Source organism: Pseudomonas azerbaijanoccidentalis (assembly GCF_019145495.1).
Taxonomy (GTDB): Bacteria; Pseudomonadota; Gammaproteobacteria; order Pseudomonadales; family Pseudomonadaceae; genus Aquipseudomonas; species Aquipseudomonas azerbaijanoccidentalis.
This window is the reverse complement of the sequence record NZ_JAHSTU010000002.1, coordinates 21,091-41,150: the sequence shown is the minus strand read 5'-3', so window position 1 is coordinate 41,150 and position 20,060 is coordinate 21,091. Positions and strand designations below refer to the sequence as shown.

The window sequence follows — 20,060 nt, the reverse complement described above, 5'->3', positions numbered from 1 at the left end:
CCTCATGTCACCTGCGCTCGTTACACCTGCAAACTCCACCGTTACGTAGCGAAAGCCCCGTAGGACGGCCTCGCGTCCTGGTGAATTGCGTTGGTCAGGGTCGGTTTTTGACCGTTGGTCCGCTGTCCAGGCCGCTTTTGGCGGCGTTCGCGACTATAGCAGCAATGATTAAGTGCTTCAATTCCATAAAAAATTGTTATCATCCGCGCCATGACGACTACTGCCCCTTCGACCCCAGGCGTACAACTGCTTGAGGTCTCGCCGGAATATGCCGGCCAACGTATTGATAACTTCCTTCTCGCTCGGCTCAAAGGCGTGCCCAAGACCTTGATTTATCGCATTTTGCGCAAAGGCGAAGTGCGGGTGAACAAAGGTCGGATCAAGCCCGAATACAAGCTGCAGGCGGGCGATATCGTGCGCGTGCCGCCGGTTCGCGTGCCTGAACGGGACGAGCCGGTGCCATTGGCGCAGGGTCTGTTGCAGCGACTCGAAGCCTCGATTGTCTTCGAAGACAAGGCGCTGATCGTGATCAACAAGCCTTGCGGCATCGCGGTTCACGGCGGCAGCGGCTTGAATTACGGGGTCATCGAAGCCTTTCGTCAGTTGCGCCCTGATTGCAAGGAGCTTGAGCTGGTTCACCGTCTCGACCGTGACACTTCTGGCCTGCTGATGATCGCCAAGAAGCGCAGCATGCTGCGTCACTTGCACACAGCGTTGCGCGGTGACGGCGTCGATAAGCGCTACATGGCGCTGGTTCGCGGTAACTGGGCCTCTTCGATCAAGCAGGTTCGAGCGTCGCTGGGCAAGAGCAATCTGCGTTCCGGCGAGCGTATGGTCGAGGTCGACGAGGAGGAGGGCAAGGAGTCGGTGACCGTGTTCAAGGTCCTGCGCCGCTTTGGCGACTTTGCCACCTTGATCGAAGCCAAGCCAATCACCGGCCGCACTCACCAGATTCGTGTCCACACGTTGCACGCCGGACACTGCATTGCCGGTGACACCAAGTACGGCGATGACGACTTCAGTAAGGAAATTCGCGACCTGGGCGGCAAACGCCTGTTCCTGCACGCTTACATGCTGACCGTGCCGTTGCCGGATGGCGGCGAGCTGAAGTTGCAGGCGCCGGTCGATGAGATGTGGGCCAAAACCGTGGAGCGCTTGAGTGCACCCATCTGATTACAAGCTTCTTATTTTTGATTGGGATGGCACGCTGGCCGATTCCATTGGTCGGATTGTTGAAGCGATGCATGTGGCGTCCGAGCGGTCCGGCTTTCAACTGCGCGATGATTTTGCCGTCAAGGGCATCATCGGGCTGGGTTTGCCGGAAGCCATTCGAACGCTGTACCCGGACATCAGCGATGTTGAGCTGATCGCCTTTCGCGAGCACTACGCCGATCACTACATCGCCTCTGAGGCGGTACCTTCACCGTTGTTCGACGGTGTGGTCGAGTCGATGGAAGCGTTTCGCGCCGAGGGTTATCACTTGGCGGTCGCAACGGGCAAAGCTCGCCGCGGGCTGGATCGAGTGCTGAGCGCGCATGGCTGGGCGGAATATTTCGATATCACCCGTGCCGCCGATGAAACCGCCAGCAAGCCTCATCCGTTGATGCTCGAGCAGATTCTTGCCCATTGCGAGGTTCGTCCGGAGCAGGCGTTGATGGTCGGTGATTCGTCCTTCGACTTGCAGATGGCGCGCAACGCCGGCATGGACTCGGTGGCGGTCAGCTACGGCGCCCAGTCGATCGAGGCGTTGAAACTGTTTGAGCCACGCTTGGCGATTGATCACTTTTCAGAATTGCATGCCTGGCTGAGTCAGCGGGCTTAATACGTTTTTGCTGGGGTAGATGGCATGACCGACGAATGGAAAGCGCCCGCCAAGGCGAGCGCAGAGAACGGTGACGAAAAGAGCTGGAAGCTGTTGGAAAAAACCCTGCTGGCGGGCGTGCAGGAGCAGCGTCGCTCCCGGCGCTGGGGGATTTTCTTCAAGTTGCTGACCTTCGTGTACCTGTTTGGCGCGCTGCTGCTGTTTTCGCCGCTGATGGACATGGAAAAAGCCGCTACCCGCAGTGGTAATTACACCGCACTGATCGACATCACTGGCATGATCGCCGACAAGGAGCCGGCCAGCGCTGACAATATCGTCGGCAGCCTGCGCGCCGCGTTCGAAGACAAAAAGGTCAAGGGTGTCATCCTGCGCATCAACAGTCCGGGCGGCAGTCCGGTGCAGTCGGGTTATGTCTACGACGAGATCCGTCGACTGCGTGGCCTGCATCCGGACACCAAGCTCTACGCGGTGATTTCCGATCTGGGCGCTTCCGGTGCCTATTACATCGCCAGTGCGGCAGATCAGATCTATGCCGACAAGGCGAGTCTGGTGGGCTCCATCGGTGTGACCGCGGCCGGTTACGGTTTTGTCGGCACCATGGAAAAACTGGGCGTTGAGCGTCGCACCTACACCTCGGGCGAGCACAAGTCGTTCCTCGATCCGTTCCAGCCGCAAAAGCCTGAAGAGACGGCGTTCTGGCAGGGCGTGCTCGACACGACGCACAAGCAGTTCATCAACAGCGTCAAGCAGGGCCGTGGCGATCGCCTGAAGGACAAAGAGCATCCGGAGCTGTTTTCCGGATTGGTCTGGTCCGGCGAGCAAGCGCTGCCGTTGGGGCTGGTGGATGGCCTGGGTAACGCCAGTTCGGTTGCGCGAGATGTGATCGGTGAAAAAGAACTGGTGGACTTCACGGTTCAGGAGTCGCCATTCGACCGCTTCTCGAAAAAACTCGGTGCCAGCGTGGCTGAGCATTTGGCGATGTGGATGGGCTTCAACGGTCCATCGCTGCGTTAAGCCGTTTTAAAGCTCAAAAGATCGCAGCCTGCGGCAGCTCCTACACGTTCGATGTCCAATGACGCGAACCCTGTAGGAGCTGCCGAAGGCTGCGATCTTTTGCTTTAAGGGGTTTGCACGCCCTCGGCCAGCAACATATCGACCAGGCGAATCAACGGCAGGCCGACGAGGCTGGTCGCGTCAGGGCCTTCTGTGCTTCGAAACAGGCTCACACCCAAACCTTCGGCCTTGAAGCTGCCTGCGCAATCGTAGGGCTGTTCGGCGTGCAGGTAGCGTTCGATGCATGCGGCGTCGAGTGTGCGCATGTGGACAGTGAAAGGCACGCAGTCGACCTGGCAATGGCCCGTCTGGCTATTGAGCAGTGCCAGTCCGGTGAGGAAGGTCACGCTGGCACCGCTGGAGGCCAGCAATTGCTCGCGGGCCTTTTCGAAGGTGTGAGGTTTGCCGATGATCCGGTCTCCGAGCACGGCGACCTGGTCGGAACCGATGATCAGATGAGCGGCATGGCTGGGCGCCAATGCGCGGGCTTTTTGCTCGGCGAGGCGTTTTACCAGATCAATGGCAGGTTCGCCCGGACGATGGCTTTCGTCGATATCGGGTGAGCTGCAGGTGAATGGCAGCCGCAGGCGGGCCAGTAAATCCCGGCGATAAACCGAGCTGGAAGCGAGTAATAAAGGCAGCATGCGCAACTCCAAATGGCAGGCGCGAATTCTAGCGAGGCTTCCAAGTGACGGACAGGGCTGAATTTCCTTTGACATGGGCGGGGGCATCCCTATAATGCTGCGCCTATGTTGAATGACCCGATTCCACCTCACGTTGACCCGCGCAAATTGGCTGATCGTGGCACCACCCTTCAAGGTGAAATGCTGCTGGCCGATTTGGAGAGACTCTGCGACCCGCTTTCCGACAATGTCGGTACGGTGCAGGCTAAATTCGTTTTTGAACGAGATGAACGTAAATCTGTGGTAATTCACAGCTTTATCGACACTGAAGTCAAAATGGTTTGCCAGCGTTGTCTTGAGCTGGTCACCCTGCCGATCCATAGCGAATGCAGTTATGCTGTGGTGAAGGAGGGTGCGAATACCCAGTCGTTGCCGAAAGGTTATGACGTGCTGGAACTGGGCGAAGATCCATTGGATCTGCAGTCACTGATCGAGGAGGAGCTTTTGCTCGCCTTGCCCATTGTGCCTGCTCATCATCCGGAAGAATGCCAGCAGCCGGCGGGAGCAGATGAGCCCGAACCGAGCGAGGACGAGGTAACGCGGTCCAACCCGTTCAGTGTATTGGCGCAGTTAAAGCGTGACCCAAACGTTTAGGAGTTAATCAATTATGGCTGTTCAGCAGAACAAAAAATCCCGCTCTGCCCGTGACATGCGCCGTTCGCACGACGCTCTCGAGGCTAGCACCCTGTCTGTAGAAAAAACCACTGGTGAAGTTCACCTGCGTCACCACGTATCGCCAGAAGGCGTATACCGTGGCCGTAAAGTGATCGACAAGGGCGCTGACGAGTAATCACTTGTCCGCTCAAGTCATCGCGATTGACGCAATGGGCGGGGACTTCGGTCCCCGCAGCATTGTTCAGGCCAGCCTTGCTTGCCTGTCTGCTACCCCCTCGCTGCACCTGACCCTCGTCGGTCAACCCTCCCTCCTTGAAGAATTGATCGCTGGCCAATCGGCTGTGGATCGCGCGCGCCTGTCGATAACGGCGGCGTCCGAAGTCATCACCATGGACGAAAAACCTGCCCAGGCCCTTCGTGGCAAGCCCGACTCATCGATGCGCGTGGCGCTTGAGTTGCTGCGAGACGGCAAGGTCCAGGCGTGTGTCAGTGCTGGCAATACCGGGGCGCTGATGGCGTTGTCGCGATTCGTGCTCAAGACATTGCCGGGCATCGATCGTCCCGCCATGGTCGCGGCGATTCCGACGCAGAAAGGTTATTGCCAGCTGCTCGATCTGGGCGCGAATGTCGATTGCAGCGCCGAGCACCTGTTGCAGTTTGCCGTGATGGGGTCGGTTGCAGCGGAAACGCTGGGTATCGTTCGTCCCCGGGTGGCGCTGCTGAACATCGGCACCGAAGACATCAAGGGCAATCAGCAGGTCAAGCTGGCTGCAACCTTGTTGCAAAGTGCCCGTGGTATCAACTACATCGGCTTCGTCGAGGGAGATGGTTTGTACCGGGGCGAAGCGGATGTCGTGGTGTGCGACGGTTTTGTCGGCAATATCCTGCTCAAATCCAGCGAAGGGCTGGCGACCATGATTGCCGGGCGAATCGAAGCGCTGTTCAAGAAAAGCCTGCCTTCGCGCATGGTGGGGGCATTGGCGTTACCGCTGATGAAGCGCCTGCAGGCTGATCTGGCGCCGGCGCGGCACAACGGCGCGAGCTTTCTCGGTCTGCAGGGTATTGTCGTGAAAAGCCACGGTTCCGCCGGGGTGCAGGGCTTTCAGAGTGCTATTTCCCGCGCCTTGATCGAGATTCAGGAAAATCTGCCGGAACGGCTTCACGGTCGTCTGGAGGATTTGTTGCTTTAGGCGTTTTCGTCGGACAATGCTTAAATGTGACCGCTCAGTTCAATTGGCCATCCAACTGTCAGTTTCTTGCGTCCCCCATAGCGGGACGTCAACTCTCCGACGACAAGATCATTAGGGGCTTGTTACATGTCTGCTTCCCTCGCATTCGTCTTTCCGGGACAGGGTTCGCAGTCCCTCGGCATGCTGGCCGAGTTGGGCGCGCAACATCCGGTTGTCCTCGAAACATTCAAAGAAGCTTCCGATGCTCTGGGTTACGACCTGTGGGCACTGACCCAGCAAGGGCCGGAAGAGCAACTCAATCAAACCGATAAAACTCAACCGGCCATTCTGACCGCTTCGATCGCCCTGTGGCGTCTGTGGCTGGCGGAAGGCGGCGCGCGTCCGGCGTACGTGGCCGGTCACAGCCTGGGTGAATACAGCGCACTGGTTGCCGCTGGCAGCCTGAGCCTGGGCGACGCGGTGAAACTGGTCGAGCGTCGTGGCCAGTTGATGCAGGAAGCCGTTCCGGCCGGGCAGGGCGGCATGGCCGCGATCCTCGGTCTGGACGATGCTGATGTGCTGGCAGCCTGTGCCGAAGCGGCGCAAGGCGAAGTCGTCAGTGCGGTCAACTTCAACTCGCCAGGCCAGGTGGTTATCGCCGGTGCGAAAGCGGCGGTCGAGCGCGCCATCGAAGGTTGCAAGGCCCGTGGCGCCAAGCGTGCCATGCCGTTGCCGGTGAGCGTGCCGTCGCACTGCGAACTGATGCGCCCGGCAGCGGAGCGTTTCGCCGAGTCGATCGCTGCGATCGACTGGCAGGTTCCGCAGATTCCTGTGGTGCAGAACGTCAGCGCCGAAGTGCCTGCCGATCTGGAAACCCTCAAGCGCGATCTGCTTGAGCAGCTTTACAAGCCTGTACGCTGGGTCGAGTCGGTCCAGGCACTGGCAGCCAAGGGCGCGACCAATCTGGTTGAATGCGGCCCGGGCAAAGTGCTGGCCGGCCTGAACAAACGTTGCGCCGAAGGCGTATCGACTTCCAACCTCAATACCCCAGACGCCTTCGCTGCCGCCCGTGCAGCGCAGGCCTGAATCAGGAGAAACTTGCATGAGTCTGCAAGGTAAAGTCGCACTGGTCACCGGTGCAAGCCGTGGCATCGGCCAGGCTATCGCCCTGGAACTGGGTCGTCAGGGCGCCATCGTCGTTGGCACCGCGACCTCCGCGTCGGGTGCCGAGCGCATTGCTGCCACTTTGAAAGAAAACGGCATCCAGGGCACCGGCCTTGAGCTCAATGTCACCAGCGACGAGTCCGTGGCGGCTGTCCTGGCGAGCATTCAGGAGCAGTTCGGTGCGCCGGCGATCCTGGTCAACAATGCCGGCATCACCCGCGATAACCTGATGATGCGCATGAAAGACGACGAGTGGCATGACGTTGTCGATACCAACCTGAACAGTCTGTTCCGCCTGTCCAAGGGCGTTTTGCGCGGTATGACCAAAGCCCGTTGGGGACGAATTATCAGTATTGGCTCGGTTGTGGGTGCCATGGGCAACGCAGGCCAAGTAAACTACGCTGCCGCCAAGGCCGGTCTGGAAGGTTTCAGCCGTGCACTGGCGCGTGAAGTCGGTTCGCGTTCGATTACGGTAAACTCGGTGGCCCCTGGGTTCATCGATACCGATATGACTCGCGAACTGCCCGAGGCACAGCGTGAAGCCTTGCAGACGCAGATTCCGCTGGGTCGTCTGGGACAAGCTCAAGAGATCGCGTCTGTGGTCGCTTTTCTTGCCTCTGACGGTGCGGCTTACGTTACTGGGGCTACAATCCCGGTGAACGGCGGGATGTACATGAGTTAAATGTGACGGATTGCTTCAAAAAAATGTCATACGAGCTGTCTAAAATCCGTTATAAAGCTGCAATCTATTTATAGGCAGAGGGTCACCGGGTTTGAGGAGTGAAGCTTTCAGTTGAAAAGCTGAAAAGTCTTTCTATACACTTACCCACTGGCCAGCTGCCTGAATTTGTCCATTAGGAGTGAAAACAAGGTATGAGCACCATCGAAGAGCGCGTCAAGAAAATCGTTGCCGAGCAACTGGGCGTTAAAGAAGAAGAAGTGGTCAACACTGCTTCCTTCGTTGAAGACCTGGGTGCTGACTCCCTTGACACCGTTGAGCTGGTGATGGCTCTGGAAGAGGAATTCGAGACCGAAATCCCTGACGAAGAAGCTGAGAAGATCACTACTGTACAAGCTGCAATCGACTACGTTACTAGCCACCAGGCGTAATAGTTTGTAATCGTTGCTTGCTGTCATGGAAAAACCGCACTGCCATCATGGCGTGCGGTTTTTTCTTTAGGCCTGATGCAAAGTCGTCATTTGAAAAAAGGAGAGTGCTGTGTCGCGTAGACGCGTCGTAGTCACCGGTATGGGTATGTTGTCGCCACTGGGCACGGATGTGCCAAGCAGCTGGCAGGGCATTCTGGCTGGCCGCAGTGGCATTGGTCTGATCGAACACACCGACCTTTCTGCCTATTCCACCCGTTTTGGCGGCTCGGTAAAGGGCTTCAATGTCGAGGAATACCTGTCGGTCAAGGAAGCACGCAAGCTCGACCTGTTCATTCAGTACGGTCTGGCCGCAGGTTTTCAGGCAGTGCGCAATGCCGGTCTGGAAGTCACCGACGCCAACCGTGAGCGCATTGGCGTGGCCATGGGTTCGGGTATTGGCGGACTGACCAATATCGAAGAAACCAGCCGCACGCTGCATGAGACCGGTCCACGACGGATTTCTCCGTTTTTCGTGCCTGGCTCGATCATCAATATGATTTCCGGTTTCCTGTCCATCCACCTGGGTGCACAGGGGCCTAACTATGCCATCGCCACAGCGTGTACCACCGGTACGCACTGCATTGGCATGGCTGCCCGCAACATCATGTACGACGAAGCCGACGTGATGATTGCCGGTGGCGCCGAGATGGCCGCTTGTGGCCTGGGCATGGGCGGCTTCGGTGCCTCCCGCGCTTTGTCGACCCGCAACGACGAGCCGACCCGCGCCAGCCGTCCATGGGACAAGGGTCGTGATGGCTTCGTACTGTCCAACGGATCCGGTGCGCTGGTTCTCGAAGAACTGGAACACGCCAAGGCTCGCGGTGCGACCATCTATGCCGAGCTGATCGGCTTCGGCACCAGCGGTGACGCTTACCACATGACGTCGCCGCCCGCCGATGGCGCCGGTGCTGCCCGCTGCATCACCAATGCACTGCGCGATGCCAAGATCAATGGCGATCAAGTGCAGTACATCAATGCCCATGGCACATCGACGCCTGCGGGCGACCTCGCGGAAGTCAATGCGATCAAGTCGGTGTTCGGCGAGCACGCCTACAACCTGGCCGTGAGCTCGACCAAGTCGATGACCGGTCACCTACTCGGCGCGGCTGGCGCGGTAGAAGCCATCTTCAGCATACTGGCAATCAACAGCCAGGTTGCACCACCGACCATCAACCTCGATGAGCCGGATGAAGGTTGCGACCTCGATTTCGTACCGCACACTGCGCGTAACATGGAAATCGATGTGGTCCTGTCCAACTCGTTCGGTTTTGGCGGTACCAACGGCTCGCTGGTGTTCCGCCGGTTCGCAGGCTGATGGACAGCTGGGTCGACGGTCAACCGGCTGACGCTCTGTCGCTGAAGGATCGCGGCCTGGCTTACGGCGATGGTTTGTTTGAGACCATCGCTGTGTGCGGCGGGCAACCACTGTTGCTGGACCGACATCTGTCGCGTCTGGCAGGCGGTTGTTCGCGCTTGCGGCTCGCCACCGATCACGAGCTGATTCGAAGGGAAGTGTTGGCCTACGCCACCGCATTGGGTGACGGGGTACTCAAGCTTATTCTCACTCGCGGCGACGGGCTTCGCGGTTATGCCCCCGATCCTTCAGCCCAGGCTCGACGTATTCTGCAAGGCAACCCTCCTGCCGCTTATCCTGCCGTCCATGGTGAGCGGGGCATTCGCCTGTTCCCGTGTGCAACGCGACTCGCCACCCAACCGCTACTGGCAGGCCTCAAGCACCTCAATCGCCTGGAGCAGGTCATCGCCCGTTCCGAATGGCAAGATGCAGGGCATGCCGAAGGCTTGATGCTCGATCAGGCGGGCCACGTGATCGAAGGCGTGTTCAGCAACCTGTTCCTGGTGCGCGATGGCACGCTGATTACAGCGGATCTCAAACGCTGCGGCGTGGAAGGGGTGATGCGCGCAGAATTATTGTTTCAAGCCGAGTCACTTGGCATTCCCGTGCAAATCACCGACATCCCTCTGGAACAGCTGCAATCGGCCGATGAAGTCTTTGTCTGCAACAGCGTGTATGGCGTTTGGCCGGTGCATGCCTATGGTGCACTGAGCTGGTCGGTTGGGCCGCTCACCCGTAAACTCCAAACCATTGCCCGCGCGCTACTGGATGCTTGATACGTGAGACGTAAATTCTTGCTGCTGCTGGAAACCGGATTGGTTCTGGCGGGGCTGATGTTAGGTGCTTCTGCCTGGAAAATTCATTCGGCACTGGTGCAACCGCTGAATATCACTCAGGAAGAACTGCTGGAGGTGCCCAAAGGCACCACACCCAACCGCACCTTCCTGCGAATGGAAGCCGATGGCGTCATCAAGGATGCGTTCTGGCTGCGCGTCTATTGGCGCTTCAACCTGCCTAAACAGCCGCTGCACAGCGGCGAATATCGCATGACGCCCGGCATGACGGTCGAAGGACTGATCGACCTGTGGAAGCGTGGGGAGATGGTCCAATACAGCCTGACCCTGGTCGAGGGCTGGAATTTCCATCAAGTCCGAGCGGCACTGGCGAAAGAGGAAAAGATCGAGCAAACCCTGAACGGTCTGAGCGACAGTCAGGTCATGGACAAGCTTGGTCATACCGGGATTTTCCCGGAAGGGCGATTCTTCCCGGATACCTATCGTTTCGTGCGTGGCATGAGCGACGTCGAGCTGCTGAAAACCGCCTACGACCGACTCGACGAAGTCCTGGCCAAGGAATGGAGTCAGCGCGCGACCGATCTGCCCTACAGTGGCCCTTATCAAGCCCTGATCATGGCCTCGCTGGTGGAGAAAGAAACCGGCGTGCCTCAGGAGCGGGGGCAGATTGCCGGGGTATTCGTGCGGCGCATGGCCATCGGCATGATGCTGCAAACCGATCCGACCGTGATCTATGGCCTGGGTGACCGTTACAGCGGCAAGCTGACACGCGCGCATCTCAAAGAAGCGACGCCTTACAATACCTACATGATTGCCGGCCTGCCGCCGACGCCGATAGCCATGGTCGGTCGCGAAGCGATCCACGCGGCGCTGAATCCGGTAGACGGCAGCAGCCTCTATTTCGTCGCTCGCGGTGATGGCAGCCACGTGTTTTCCGATGATCTGGATGCGCACAACAACGCGGTGCGAGAGTACCAGCTCAAGCGTCGCGCCGATTACCGTTCCAGCCCGGCTCCGCTGCCTGCACCCGAAACGCCGGATGCTCCGCCGCTGGACTCCGGCGAGCCGCAAGACACGGCGCCGGAGACTTCGGTGCCAACACCGGCTGCTGCGCCCGAGGCCAGCCCCGAAGCATCGCCGCAAGAACCCGCAGCTGAGCCGGCCGCCATCCCCGATGAAGCCGCGCCGCAAAGCTCGCAATGACTCTGACTAAGGACTGCCTGTGACTGGCTTGTTTATTACGCTGGAAGGCCCGGAAGGCGCCGGCAAGAGCACCAACCGTGAATACCTGGCCGAGCGCCTGCGCGCCGCCGGTATCGAGGTCGTGTTGACCCGCGAGCCGGGTGGTACACCGTTGGCTGAGCGCATTCGTGAAGTGCTGCTGGCCCCGGTCGATGAACTGATGAATCCGGACACTGAATTGCTGCTGGTGTTTGCGGCGCGTGCCCAGCATCTGGCCGAGGTGATCCGCCCGGCGCTGGCCCGTGGTGCAGTGGTCTTGTGTGATCGTTTCACTGACTCGACCTATGCCTATCAGGGCGGTGGCCGCGGCTTGTCTCTGGAGCGAATTGCGACGCTGGAAACCTTTGTCCAGGGTGACCTGCGCCCCGACCTGACGCTGATCTTCGATCTGCCGGTGGAAGTTGGCCTGGCGCGTGCCAGTGCACGTGGGCGGCTGGACCGTTTCGAGCTGGAAGGCCGAACCTTTTTCGATGCTGTGCGCAGTGCGTTTCTCACGCGCGCAGCCGCAGAGCCGGCGCGCTATGTGCTGGTCGATGCCGCGCAGCCATTGGCGCAGGTTCAGCAGTCCCTGGATGCCTTGCTGCCGCGTCTGCTGGAGTTGACCCGTGGCTGAAGCCTATCCGTGGCAGGACAGCCTGTGGCAGCAACTGGCCGGTCGCACTCAGCATGCGCACGCCTATTTGCTGCACGGCCCGGCGGGGATCGGCAAGCGGGCGTTGGCCGAGCGCTTGATGGCCAGCCTGCTGTGCCAGCGTCCCTCTGCGCTGGATGCCTGCGGCGAGTGCAAATCCTGCCTGTTGCTCAAGGCCGGCAGCCACCCCGATAACTACATCCTGGAACCGGAAGAAGCGGACAAGGCGATCAAGGTCGACCAAGTTCGGGATCTGGTCAGTTTCGTGGTGCAGACCGCACAGTTGGGCGGGCGCAAAGTGGTGCTGATCGAGCCGGTCGAGTCGATGAACATCAACGCCGCCAACGCCTTGCTCAAAAGCCTTGAAGAGCCGTCCGGCGACACGGTGTTGCTGTTGGTCAGCCACCAGCCCAGCCGCTTGCTGCCAACCATCAAGAGTCGCTGCGTGCAGCAGGCCTGTCCGCTGCCAAGTGAAGCCATGAGCCAGGCCTGGCTCGCGAAGGCCTTGCCCGATTGCACGGATGAAGAACGGGCCGAACTGCTGACGTTGGCGGCCGGCTCTCCTTTGGCTGCTGTCAACTTGCAGGCGCAAGGTGTCCGCGAACAGCGCGCGCAAGTGGTCGAAGGCGTGAAGAAGTTACTCAAGCAGCAGCAATCGCCGACACAACTGGCCGAGGGCTGGAATGCGATACCGTTATTGTTGCTGTTCGACTGGTTTTGCGACTGGTCGAGCCTGATCCTGCGCTATCAATTGACCCAGGATGAACAGGGCCTGGGGCTGATGGACATGCGCAAGGTAATTCAGTACCTGGCGCAGAAATCCGGCCAGGACAAGGTCCTGAACATTCAGGACTGGATCCTCGCCCAGCGCCAGAAAGTATTGAGCAAGGCCAACCTCAACCGGGTATTGCTGCTGGAGGCCCTGCTGGTGCAATGGGCGTCCTTGCCTACCCAGAGGTGACCGTCTGCGCCTAGACTCTGTGCATCAGCAGTGGAGGTCAGCATGAACGAACCTGTCAGCCCGGGGCCGCGCAACGGCATTTTGTCCCTGTCCATCAAGGACAAGTCCGTGCTTTACGCGGCCTACATGCCGTTCATCAAGAACGGTGGCCTGTTTATCCCGACCAACAAAAGCTACAAGTTGGGCGATGAGGTATTCATGCTGCTGCACTTGATGGATGAACCGGAAAAAATCCCGGTGGCCGGCAAGGTCACCTGGGTCACCCCCAAGGGCGCACAGGGTAACCGTGCCGCCGGGGTTGGCGTGCAGTTCAACGACGGTGACGACACCGCGCGCAGTCGAATCGAAACCCATCTGGCCGGAGCCCTGAAGTCCGACCGTCCCACTCATACGATGTAAGTTGCAGCCATTTTTATGCTCGTAGATTCCCATTGCCACCTTGATCGCCTAGACCTTGCGGCCCACGACGGCTCGCTCGATGCCGCCCTCGATGCGGCCCGCCAGCGCGGGGTAGGGCACTTCCTGTGTATCGGCGTCAGCGTCGACAACGCCGCCGACGTCAAAGCCCTGGCCGAAAAGTACGACGACGTGGATTGTTCGGTCGGCGTGCATCCGCTGGACGTGCAACCCGGTGCCGCCCCTGCGCTGGACTGGTTGTTGCAGGAACTCAACCACCCGCGCGTCGTAGCGATCGGCGAAACCGGCCTGGATTATCACTACGAGCCGGAGGCGGCCGAGTTGCAGCAGGCGTCGTTCAGGCTTCACCTGGAGGCCGCACAACAGACCGGCAAGCCCGTGATCATCCACACCCGTGGCGCCCGCGCCGACACCTTGAACCTGCTGCGTGAAGCGGCGCTGCCCCAGGCGGGCGTGCTGCATTGCTTCACCGAGGACTGGGACATGGCGAAAGCCGCGCTGGACATGGGCTATTACATTTCCCTGTCCGGGATTGTTACGTTCCGCAATGCGGACGCGCTGCGTGATGTGGCGAGCAAGGTGCCGGCCGACCGCTTGCTGGTGGAAACCGATTCACCGTACCTGGCGCCGATCCCCCATCGCGGCAAGCCGAACCTGCCGCAGTACGTGCGTGAAGTTGCGGAATTTCTGGCAATGTTGCGCGGAGAGTCCTACGAGCGATTTGCTGAGCAGACCACTGAAAACTTCAAGCGATTGTTTCCGCTGGCGCATGTCAGGGCTCTGGCTTAACGCCAGAAAAGATCGCGGCCTACGGCAGCTCCTACGGGGCTTTGGCCCTGAATCGCAGGCAAAAAAAACCCGGGTTCTGGGGGGTGAATCCGGGTTAAGACCATTAGGAGTAAAACAATGGTACGCGGTCCGTTGGTACCAATATCGGCGTGACACTTGGGGGAGATGCCCCGCCGACAGTTCAAGTATTGATCAGTATTTCGCCCAGTCCAGTTGGATAACGGGGGTTTTTAAACAAATTTGGAATACGGGCGCTTCGGAAGAGTTCTCATCAACCTGTTTGCGTGCGCGAAATGACCAGAAAACACAGATATGGTCGGATGATCCGTGCATTTTGGCGCAAGTTAGGCATAATACGCGGCTTCGAATTTTGACCCCTACAGACCTTTTCTTATGCATAAAGAACCTCGTAAGGTCCGTGAGTTTCGTCGCCGCGAGCAAGAAATTCTCGATACCGCGCTCAAGCTGTTCCTCGAACAAGGTGAAGACAGTGTCACCGTCGAGATGATTGCTGATGCCGTCGGTATCGGCAAAGGCACGATCTACAAGCACTTCAAGTCCAAGGCCGAGATTTACCTGCGCCTGATGCTCGACTACGAGCGCGATTTGAACGAACTGTTGCACTCCGCCGACGTCGATAAGGACAAGGAAGCCCTGTCCCGCGCCTATTTCGAATTCCGCATGCGCGATCCGCAGCGTTATCGCTTGTTCGATCGCCTGGAAGAGAAGGTGGTCAAGGGCAACCAGGTACCGGAGATGATCGAGGAGCTGCACAAGATCCGCGCCTCGAACTTCGAACGCCTGACGCTGCTGATCAAGGGCCGGATCAGCGAAGGCAAGCTCGAAGACGTGCCGCCGTACTTTCACTACTGCGCGTCCTGGGCGCTGGTGCACGGTGCCGTGGCGCTGTATCACTCGCCGTTCTGGAGCAATGTGCTGGAAGATCAGGAAGGTTTCTTCCAGTTCCTGATGGACATTGGCGTGCGCATGGGCAACAAGCGCAAGCGCGATACCGACACCCCGAGCAGCTGAACCATTCAGCCGCCTTATTGCCCCGTAATTTCGCTATATGGGGCAGTACCGCAGGAATATACTCAGGCATAGGACTTGCTAAAACTTGATTTGTGAGTCAAGTTTTAGCAATCCGAATATTCTTTCGCCGGAGTGGCCATGATCGTTGACCGTCAAGGCAGGCGTTTTCGCAATTTGCGAGTCAGCCTGACCTCAGCCTGCAATTACGCTTGTACCTACTGCGTGCCCAATGGCAAGCGGTTGGTGGCTGCGCAGGATGAACTGTCGGCCGAGGCCATGGCGCGCGGTGTGGCCTATCTGATCGAAGCCGCCGGCATTGAGCGTTTGCGTATTACCGGTGGCGAGCCGCTGGTTAGCCCCAAACTCGAAACGTTCATGACCGCAGTCGGGCAAATGGGCCTGCAAGACATCAGCCTGACCACCAATGGCCAGTTGCTCGCGAAAAAGCTGCCGCTGCTGGTGGGGGCCGGGATTCGGCGCATCAACGTTTCCCTCGATACCCTCGACGCCAGTGCGTTTCGCACCATTGCCCGTGGCGGCGACCTGGCGACCGTGCTCGACGGCATGGACCAGGCCCGCGCGGCCGGCATGAAGATCAAGGTCAACATGGTGCCGCTGCGGGGGCAGAACCTCGATCAGGTGATGCCGTTGCTCGATTACTGCCTGGAGCGGGGTTACGAGTTGCGCTTCATCGAGTTGATGCGCATGGGCCACCTGGCCAGCGACTCCAATAGCTTCCTGCAACAGTTCGTCAGCCTTCAGCAGCTGTTGAGCCTGATCGGTGAGCGCTATGAGTATCTGCAGGCCGATGCGCCGGTCGATGCCACTGCCGTACGTTACGAGATTCCCGGGTTGGGGCATTTCGGCGTGATCGCCAATGAAAGCGTGCCGTTCTGCCGGACCTGTTCGCGGTTGCGTCTTTCGTCGACGGGATGGCTGCATGGCTGCCTGTCGTCGAGCAACCGCCACTATGTCGGCGACCTGCTCGACAAACCGCGCCATCAGGCATTGCCGGCCCTCCAGCGACTGCTGGTGAAAGCCTTGGGCGACAAGCAGGAAGTGGCGTTCTCCGGTGGCGCGACAGTCATGAAGATTATTGGCGGCTGATTAATCCCAATCGCGGGCAAGCCCGCTCCCACAGGGTTTGCGTAATCCTGTGGGAGCGGGCTTGCCCGCGATTACATTCCATCAGGCAACGAAGATATTGAGCTGGCTTAAAAGCTGCATCCCACGGCCATTCGCCGGTTTTCCGTCACCGGCCTCTGGAGGATAGGATGCGTAGCCTGGTTTTGCTGCTGGCCGTTTTGGCGCTCGGTGGCTGCATGAACGTCAGCGATATGGCCGAAGGGACTCGCTACCATATGAGCGATGCAGGCCTGCTGGATCACAGCGACAGCCGTCGTGTGAATAACCTGCGCATTCAGCCGGACTCGTTCGTCTACATCGCTCAGGGCGCATTCATGCCGCCGGGCAGTGCCGTTTACCCACGGCCCAATGTGATTGCCGAAGTCGCGTTCGACGGCTTTATCGAATATTTCCCGATGGTCCGCCGCGCGCGCGTGCCCGAAGGCCTCGATCAGGCGATGAGCGAAGCCCGCGCCGTCGGCGCTCATTACCTGCTCTACACGCGTTTCGCCAAGTCCGATGACCGTATCGGCAACTCGGACGAGTGGCTGGATCAGGAAGCCCTCGATCGCCTGGGTGTCGATACCGGCGTGATTCAAATCATGTTGATCGAGACCAGCACCCAGTATTTGATTGATACTGCACGTATCAAGAGTCGTGGCGGTTTACTGACGTTCCACGACGAAAAACCCGAAGACCTGATGGGGCCGCCGCTGGAGCAATACGCGCGTAGCCTGTTGGGTCTCAGCGACCAGTAATTTCAAGGAGTACGCCATGAGTGGCCCGCAAAAAGCCAACGACCTGTTGGGGCAAATCCCCAAGACCAAAGGCTTGCCGCCGGTCCACTTATGGAACCCCGACTTCTGCGGCGACATCGACATGCGCATCGCCCGCGACGGCACCTGGTATTACCTGGGCACGCCGATCGGACGCAAGCCGATGGTCAAGCTGTTTTCCACCATCATCCGCCGCGACGGCGATGATTACTTCCTCATCACCCCGGTGGAGAAGGTGGGAATCAAGGTCGATGACGCGCCTTTCGTGGCCATTTCGGTGGACGTGGAAGGCGAGGGTGAGGCTCAGCTGCTGCGCTTTACCACCAACGTCGACGAAACCACTGAAGCCGGCCCCGAGCATCCCATTCGCGTGGTGATCGATCCCGACACCCAAGAGCCCGCGCCGTATGTGCACGTGCGCACCAATCTCGAAGCCCTGATTCATCGCAATGTGTTCTATCAACTGGTGGAACTGGCGGTGAGCCGGGAGATTGATGGGCAGCGTTGGCTCGGTGTCTGGAGTGGCGGCGAGTTTTTCCGTATCGGCCTCGAACCCTGAAAAGATCGCAGCCTGCGGCAGATCCTACAGAACATAAATACTCTCCTGTAGGAGCTGCCGCAGGCTGCGATCTTTTCGATTGACACCCAATCGTATGATGATTAGCTTTGGCATCCATTGCGAACGGCTTTGAGGTGTCCATGTCCAGCAGCTTTCATGCGTCGACGGTCGATTGGCTGGGCGGCTGGATCGCCACCGGGCAGGTCAAGCCCGGCGAAGCGCTCAAGGTCGAGGCCGATCTCGGCGAGCAACTTGGTGTCAGTCGCACCGTGATCCGCGAAGCCATCAAAACCCTCGTTGCCAAAGGCATGCTCGAAGTCGGGCCGAAAGTCGGCACCCGGGTGTTGCCAGTACGACGCTGGAATCTTTTCGACCCACAAGTCGTCGGCTGGCTGTCACGTAGCGGCTTGCCGGAAAACTTCGTCGACGACTTGCTCGACCTGCGCCGCACCATCGAACCCATGGCCGTGCGCTGGGCTTGTGAACGAGCGAATGCCGAGCAGGTGAAAGCCGTGTTGCTGGCCTACAACGCGCTGGAAAGGGCGGTGGACAGCGGAGTCGATTACAACCGCGCCGACCAGATTTTCCACGAGTGCATTCTCGCTGCCAGCCACAACCAATTTATCGAACAGATGATCCCGGCCCTCGGTGCGCTGTTGGCGGTGTGTTTCGAAGTGTCCGCTGCCGACCCCGATGAGCTGCGCCGGACCTTGCCGATTCACAAAGACATGGCCGAAGCCATCGCTGCCCGGGATGCTGCGCGGGGAGTCTGGGCCTGCATGACCCTGATCGATAACGCCGACCTGGCGATCAAACGCTATTACCCGCAAGTCATGGCCGACAAAAAGGCCAGCTGACAAAAACAGAACCACATAAAAACAACAACAATGCAGGAGGTTTCATGACGTCGACTGCGGTTACCGAGCACCGGGCGCTACTGGGCGAAGGCCCGTTCTGGGATGCGCCGACCCAGGCGCTGTACTGGGTGGACATCGCCGGCAAGCAAGCGCTGCGGCTGATCGGTGCCAATGTGCAGATCTGGCAGATGCCGGAGCACGTTTCTGCGTTTATCCCCTGTGACAGCGGTGATGCACTGGTGACGTTGAGCAGCGGCGTGTATCGCCTTGATCTGGACTCTCCCGGGCTGGAGCCACGACTGACGCTGTTCTGCGTTGCCGATCCGCAACCGGGCAACCGCGCCAATGAAGCCCGTTGTGACAACCAGGGCCGGCTCTGGCTCGGCACCATGCAAAACAACATCGGCGAGCAGGGCGAAGACTTGCCCATCGAACGGCGTTCCGGCGGGTTGTTCCGCATTGATCGCGATGCGCGGGTGACGCCGCTGCTGCGTGGGTTGGGCATTCCCAACACGTTGCTGTGGAGCGATGACGGCACCAGCGTTTATTTCGGCGACAGCTTCAATGACACGCTGTATCGGCATTTCATTCGCACCGACGGCAACCTTGAACCGGCACAAGTGTGGTTTGGCCCCCATGGCCGCGGTGGCCCGGATGGTTCGGCGATGGATGCCGAGGGTTTTATCTGGAACGCCCGTTGGGATGGCAGTTGCCTGCTCAGATTGAGCCCGGACGGCACAGTCGATCGGGTGATCGAGTTGCCCGTGAGCCGGCCGACCAGTTGTGTGTTTGGCGATTCTGATTTGAAAACCCTGTACATCACCAGCGCCGCCAGCCCGAAGGGGCATTCGCTGGATGGAGCCGTATTGGCGGTTCGCGTCGATGTACCGGGAAAGTCGTGTGTTAGATTTGCAGGTTAAATCCCAAAATATGGGATGTGAATATATATATTGAGATTAAATGCGGGCCGGGTTTATAGTCGGCTCCATCAGTTACACGCACTCACACTTAAAAAAACAAAACAGGTGAAGTGATGCAGCGATCCATGGCTGAACCCCTTTCTTTGCCAGCGGTGCCCGAACCGCCCAAGGGCGAGCGCCTGAAAAACAAAGTCGTGCTCTTGACCGGTGCCGCCCAAGGCATCGGCGAAGCGATTGTTGCCGCCTTTGCGTCGCAGCAGGCGCGGCTGGTCATCAGCGATATCCAGGCCGAAAAAGTCGAAGCCGTCGCCGCGTCCTGGCGAGAAAAGGGTGCGGATGTGCTGGCGATCAAGGCCGACGTTTCGCAACAGCAAGACTTGCACGCCATGGCCAGACTGGCCGTCGAGCGTCATGGCCGCATCGACGTGCTGGTCAACTGCGCCGGGGTCAACGTGTTCCGTGATCCACTGGAAATGACCGAAGACGACTGGCGCCGCTGCTTTGCCATCGACCTCGACGGCGCCTGGTTCGGCTGCAAGGCTGTCTTGCCGCAGATGATCGAACAAGGTGTCGGCAGCATCATCAACATCGCATCCACCCATTCCTCACACATCATTCCCGGCTGCTTTCCCTACCCGGTGGCCAAGCACGGCTTGCTCGGCCTGACCCGCGCCCTGGGGGTCGAGTACGCGCCCAAGGGCATTCGCGTCAACGCCATCGCGCCCGGCTACATCGAAACCCAATTGAACGTCGACTACTGGAATGGTTTTGCCGACCCACACGCCGAGCGTCAGCGCGCGTTGGACCTGCATCCGCCAAAGCGTATTGGCCAGCCGATCGAAGTGGCCATGACCGCTGTGTTCCTGGCCAGTGATGAAGCACCCTTCATCAACGCTTCCTGCATCACCCTCGATGGTGGTCGCTCGGTGATGTACCACGACTGAATGA

General features: G+C 59.2%; 24 protein-coding genes. 23 read left to right on the top strand and 1 reads right to left on the bottom strand.

Features of this window, described 5'->3' with window-relative positions:
• Positions 1 to 210: 210 nt before the first annotated feature.
• From rluC to KVG88_RS06700, 3 genes are read left to right on the top strand one after another with little or no spacing between them, the layout of a single operon-like run.
• The gene (rluC, locus tag KVG88_RS06710; RefSeq protein WP_150704486.1) at positions 211 to 1,173 is read left to right on the top strand and encodes a 23S rRNA pseudouridine(955/2504/2580) synthase RluC; all 963 of its coding nucleotides are present in this window, start codon (positions 211 to 213) and stop codon (positions 1,171 to 1,173) included.
• Positions 1,160 to 1,822: an HAD-IA family hydrolase gene (locus KVG88_RS06705; RefSeq protein ID WP_217870915.1), complete on the top strand. Its 663-nt coding sequence runs from the start codon at positions 1,160 to 1,162 to the stop codon at positions 1,820 to 1,822. The genes rluC and KVG88_RS06705 overlap by 14 nt, the downstream gene beginning before the upstream one ends.
• 24 nt (positions 1,823 to 1,846) lie before the next feature.
• Positions 1,847 to 2,836, top strand: a complete 990-nt coding sequence (locus KVG88_RS06700; RefSeq protein ID WP_217870914.1) for a S49 family peptidase — start codon at positions 1,847 to 1,849, stop codon at positions 2,834 to 2,836.
• 104 nt (positions 2,837 to 2,940) lie between these two features.
• Here KVG88_RS06700 and KVG88_RS06695 read toward each other — a convergent pair whose 3' ends face one another.
• Positions 2,941 to 3,519 carry a Maf family protein gene (locus tag KVG88_RS06695; RefSeq protein ID WP_150704483.1) on the bottom strand — a complete coding sequence of 193 codons (579 nt, stop codon included), beginning with the start codon at positions 3,517 to 3,519 and terminating at the stop codon, positions 2,941 to 2,943.
• Positions 3,520 to 3,624: 105 nt separating this feature from the next.
• Between KVG88_RS06695 and KVG88_RS06690 the strand changes: the two genes are divergently transcribed.
• The 20 genes from KVG88_RS06690 to KVG88_RS06595 all read left to right on the top strand — a co-directional run bounded on the left by KVG88_RS06690 (position 3,625) and on the right by KVG88_RS06595 (position 20,056).
• The gene (locus KVG88_RS06690; protein ID WP_007942001.1) at positions 3,625 to 4,152 is read left to right on the top strand and encodes a YceD family protein; all 528 of its coding nucleotides are present in this window, start codon (positions 3,625 to 3,627) and stop codon (positions 4,150 to 4,152) included.
• A gap of 13 nt (positions 4,153 to 4,165) precedes the next feature.
• Complete coding sequence (gene rpmF / locus KVG88_RS06685) at positions 4,166 to 4,348, top strand: 50S ribosomal protein L32 (protein ID WP_003179396.1); 183 nt, start codon at positions 4,166 to 4,168, stop codon at positions 4,346 to 4,348.
• Positions 4,349 to 4,352: 4 nt separating this feature from the next.
• The gene (plsX, locus tag KVG88_RS06680) at positions 4,353 to 5,363 is read left to right on the top strand and encodes a phosphate acyltransferase PlsX (protein WP_217870913.1); all 1,011 of its coding nucleotides are present in this window, start codon (positions 4,353 to 4,355) and stop codon (positions 5,361 to 5,363) included.
• 126 nt (positions 5,364 to 5,489) lie between these two features.
• Complete coding sequence (fabD, locus tag KVG88_RS06675; protein ID WP_150704481.1) at positions 5,490 to 6,428, top strand: ACP S-malonyltransferase; 939 nt, start codon at positions 5,490 to 5,492, stop codon at positions 6,426 to 6,428.
• A 16-nt stretch (positions 6,429 to 6,444) separates the two neighbouring features.
• Positions 6,445 to 7,188 carry a 3-oxoacyl-ACP reductase FabG gene (fabG, locus tag KVG88_RS06670; protein ID WP_007942004.1) on the top strand — a complete coding sequence of 248 codons (744 nt, stop codon included), beginning with the start codon at positions 6,445 to 6,447 and terminating at the stop codon, positions 7,186 to 7,188.
• Between the two features lie 191 nt (positions 7,189 to 7,379).
• The gene (gene acpP, locus KVG88_RS06665; RefSeq protein ID WP_003175607.1) at positions 7,380 to 7,616 is read left to right on the top strand and encodes an acyl carrier protein; all 237 of its coding nucleotides are present in this window, start codon (positions 7,380 to 7,382) and stop codon (positions 7,614 to 7,616) included.
• A gap of 109 nt (positions 7,617 to 7,725) precedes the next feature.
• The gene (gene fabF / locus KVG88_RS06660) at positions 7,726 to 8,970 is read left to right on the top strand and encodes a beta-ketoacyl-ACP synthase II (protein ID WP_217870912.1); all 1,245 of its coding nucleotides are present in this window, start codon (positions 7,726 to 7,728) and stop codon (positions 8,968 to 8,970) included.
• A complete protein-coding gene (gene pabC / locus KVG88_RS06655) occupies positions 8,970 to 9,785 on the top strand; it encodes an aminodeoxychorismate lyase (RefSeq protein WP_217870911.1) in 816 nt (271 codons plus the stop codon). Before fabF ends, pabC begins: the two co-directional genes overlap by 1 nt.
• Positions 9,786 to 9,788: 3 nt before the next feature.
• Entirely contained in the window at positions 9,789 to 11,006 is a 1,218-nt protein-coding gene (gene mltG, locus KVG88_RS06650; RefSeq protein ID WP_217870910.1) for an endolytic transglycosylase MltG, read from the top strand.
• Between the two features lie 19 nt (positions 11,007 to 11,025).
• Positions 11,026 to 11,658, top strand: a complete 633-nt coding sequence (tmk, locus tag KVG88_RS06645) for a dTMP kinase (protein WP_217870909.1) — start codon at positions 11,026 to 11,028, stop codon at positions 11,656 to 11,658.
• On the top strand, positions 11,651 to 12,637 hold the full coding sequence (locus KVG88_RS06640) for a DNA polymerase III subunit delta' (RefSeq protein ID WP_150704476.1): 987 nt from the start codon (positions 11,651 to 11,653) through the stop codon (positions 12,635 to 12,637). The genes tmk and KVG88_RS06640 overlap by 8 nt, the downstream gene beginning before the upstream one ends.
• A gap of 42 nt (positions 12,638 to 12,679) precedes the next feature.
• Positions 12,680 to 13,036 (top strand): PilZ domain-containing protein, encoded by a 357-nt coding sequence (locus KVG88_RS06635; protein ID WP_150704475.1) that lies wholly within the window; start codon positions 12,680 to 12,682, stop codon positions 13,034 to 13,036.
• A gap of 15 nt (positions 13,037 to 13,051) precedes the next feature.
• Positions 13,052 to 13,843: a TatD family hydrolase gene (locus tag KVG88_RS06630; RefSeq protein WP_217870908.1), complete on the top strand. Its 792-nt coding sequence runs from the start codon at positions 13,052 to 13,054 to the stop codon at positions 13,841 to 13,843.
• Positions 13,844 to 14,236: 393 nt separating this feature from the next.
• The gene (locus tag KVG88_RS06625; protein WP_034149949.1) at positions 14,237 to 14,875 is read left to right on the top strand and encodes a TetR/AcrR family transcriptional regulator; all 639 of its coding nucleotides are present in this window, start codon (positions 14,237 to 14,239) and stop codon (positions 14,873 to 14,875) included.
• 138 nt (positions 14,876 to 15,013) lie between these two features.
• Positions 15,014 to 15,982 (top strand): GTP 3',8-cyclase MoaA, encoded by a 969-nt coding sequence (locus tag KVG88_RS06620; protein WP_150704473.1) that lies wholly within the window; start codon positions 15,014 to 15,016, stop codon positions 15,980 to 15,982.
• Positions 15,983 to 16,149: 167 nt separating this feature from the next.
• Positions 16,150 to 16,758, top strand: coding sequence for a DUF4823 domain-containing protein (locus KVG88_RS06615; RefSeq protein WP_150704472.1), 609 nt, complete (start codon positions 16,150 to 16,152; stop codon positions 16,756 to 16,758).
• Between the two features lie 16 nt (positions 16,759 to 16,774).
• A complete protein-coding gene (locus KVG88_RS06610; protein WP_150704471.1) occupies positions 16,775 to 17,335 on the top strand; it encodes a DUF1285 domain-containing protein in 561 nt (186 codons plus the stop codon).
• Positions 17,336 to 17,475: 140 nt separating this feature from the next.
• Positions 17,476 to 18,192: a FadR/GntR family transcriptional regulator gene (locus tag KVG88_RS06605; RefSeq protein WP_150704470.1), complete on the top strand. Its 717-nt coding sequence runs from the start codon at positions 17,476 to 17,478 to the stop codon at positions 18,190 to 18,192.
• Positions 18,193 to 18,236: 44 nt separating this feature from the next.
• Positions 18,237 to 19,112, top strand: coding sequence for an SMP-30/gluconolactonase/LRE family protein (locus KVG88_RS06600; RefSeq protein ID WP_217870907.1), 876 nt, complete (start codon positions 18,237 to 18,239; stop codon positions 19,110 to 19,112).
• A gap of 125 nt (positions 19,113 to 19,237) precedes the next feature.
• Positions 19,238 to 20,056, top strand: coding sequence for an SDR family oxidoreductase (locus KVG88_RS06595; protein WP_150704468.1), 819 nt, complete (start codon positions 19,238 to 19,240; stop codon positions 20,054 to 20,056).
• The last annotated feature ends 4 nt before the right edge of the window (positions 20,057 to 20,060 follow it).

Excerpts from the sequence above, each read along its gene's own strand:
- KVG88_RS06615 (WP_150704472.1), top strand. The coding sequence starts at position 16,150 with ATGCGTAGCCTGGTTTTGCTGCTGGCCGTTTTGGCGCTCGGTGGCTGC.
- KVG88_RS06625 (WP_034149949.1), top strand. The coding sequence starts at position 14,237 with ATGCATAAAGAACCTCGTAAGGTCCGTGAGTTTCGTCGCCGCGAGCAA.
- KVG88_RS06690 (WP_007942001.1), top strand. The coding sequence starts at position 3,625 with ATGTTGAATGACCCGATTCCACCTCACGTTGACCCGCGCAAATTGGCT.
- fabD (WP_150704481.1), top strand. The coding sequence starts at position 5,490 with ATGTCTGCTTCCCTCGCATTCGTCTTTCCGGGACAGGGTTCGCAGTCC.
- KVG88_RS06610 (WP_150704471.1), top strand. The coding sequence starts at position 16,775 with ATGAGTGGCCCGCAAAAAGCCAACGACCTGTTGGGGCAAATCCCCAAG.
- fabG (WP_007942004.1), top strand. The coding sequence starts at position 6,445 with ATGAGTCTGCAAGGTAAAGTCGCACTGGTCACCGGTGCAAGCCGTGGC.
- pabC (WP_217870911.1), top strand. The coding sequence starts at position 8,970 with ATGGACAGCTGGGTCGACGGTCAACCGGCTGACGCTCTGTCGCTGAAG.
- KVG88_RS06635 (WP_150704475.1), top strand. The coding sequence starts at position 12,680 with ATGAACGAACCTGTCAGCCCGGGGCCGCGCAACGGCATTTTGTCCCTG.
- rpmF (WP_003179396.1), top strand. The coding sequence starts at position 4,166 with ATGGCTGTTCAGCAGAACAAAAAATCCCGCTCTGCCCGTGACATGCGC.
- rluC (WP_150704486.1), top strand. The coding sequence starts at position 211 with ATGACGACTACTGCCCCTTCGACCCCAGGCGTACAACTGCTTGAGGTC.
- acpP (WP_003175607.1), top strand. The coding sequence starts at position 7,380 with ATGAGCACCATCGAAGAGCGCGTCAAGAAAATCGTTGCCGAGCAACTG.
- KVG88_RS06600 (WP_217870907.1), top strand. The coding sequence starts at position 18,237 with ATGACGTCGACTGCGGTTACCGAGCACCGGGCGCTACTGGGCGAAGGC.
- KVG88_RS06700 (WP_217870914.1), top strand. The coding sequence starts at position 1,847 with ATGACCGACGAATGGAAAGCGCCCGCCAAGGCGAGCGCAGAGAACGGT.
- KVG88_RS06695 (WP_150704483.1), bottom strand. The coding sequence starts at position 3,519 with ATGCTGCCTTTATTACTCGCTTCCAGCTCGGTTTATCGCCGGGATTTA.
- KVG88_RS06630 (WP_217870908.1), top strand. The coding sequence starts at position 13,052 with ATGCTCGTAGATTCCCATTGCCACCTTGATCGCCTAGACCTTGCGGCC.
- KVG88_RS06620 (WP_150704473.1), top strand. The coding sequence starts at position 15,014 with ATGATCGTTGACCGTCAAGGCAGGCGTTTTCGCAATTTGCGAGTCAGC.
- KVG88_RS06605 (WP_150704470.1), top strand. The coding sequence starts at position 17,476 with ATGTCCAGCAGCTTTCATGCGTCGACGGTCGATTGGCTGGGCGGCTGG.
- KVG88_RS06595 (WP_150704468.1), top strand. The coding sequence starts at position 19,238 with ATGGCTGAACCCCTTTCTTTGCCAGCGGTGCCCGAACCGCCCAAGGGC.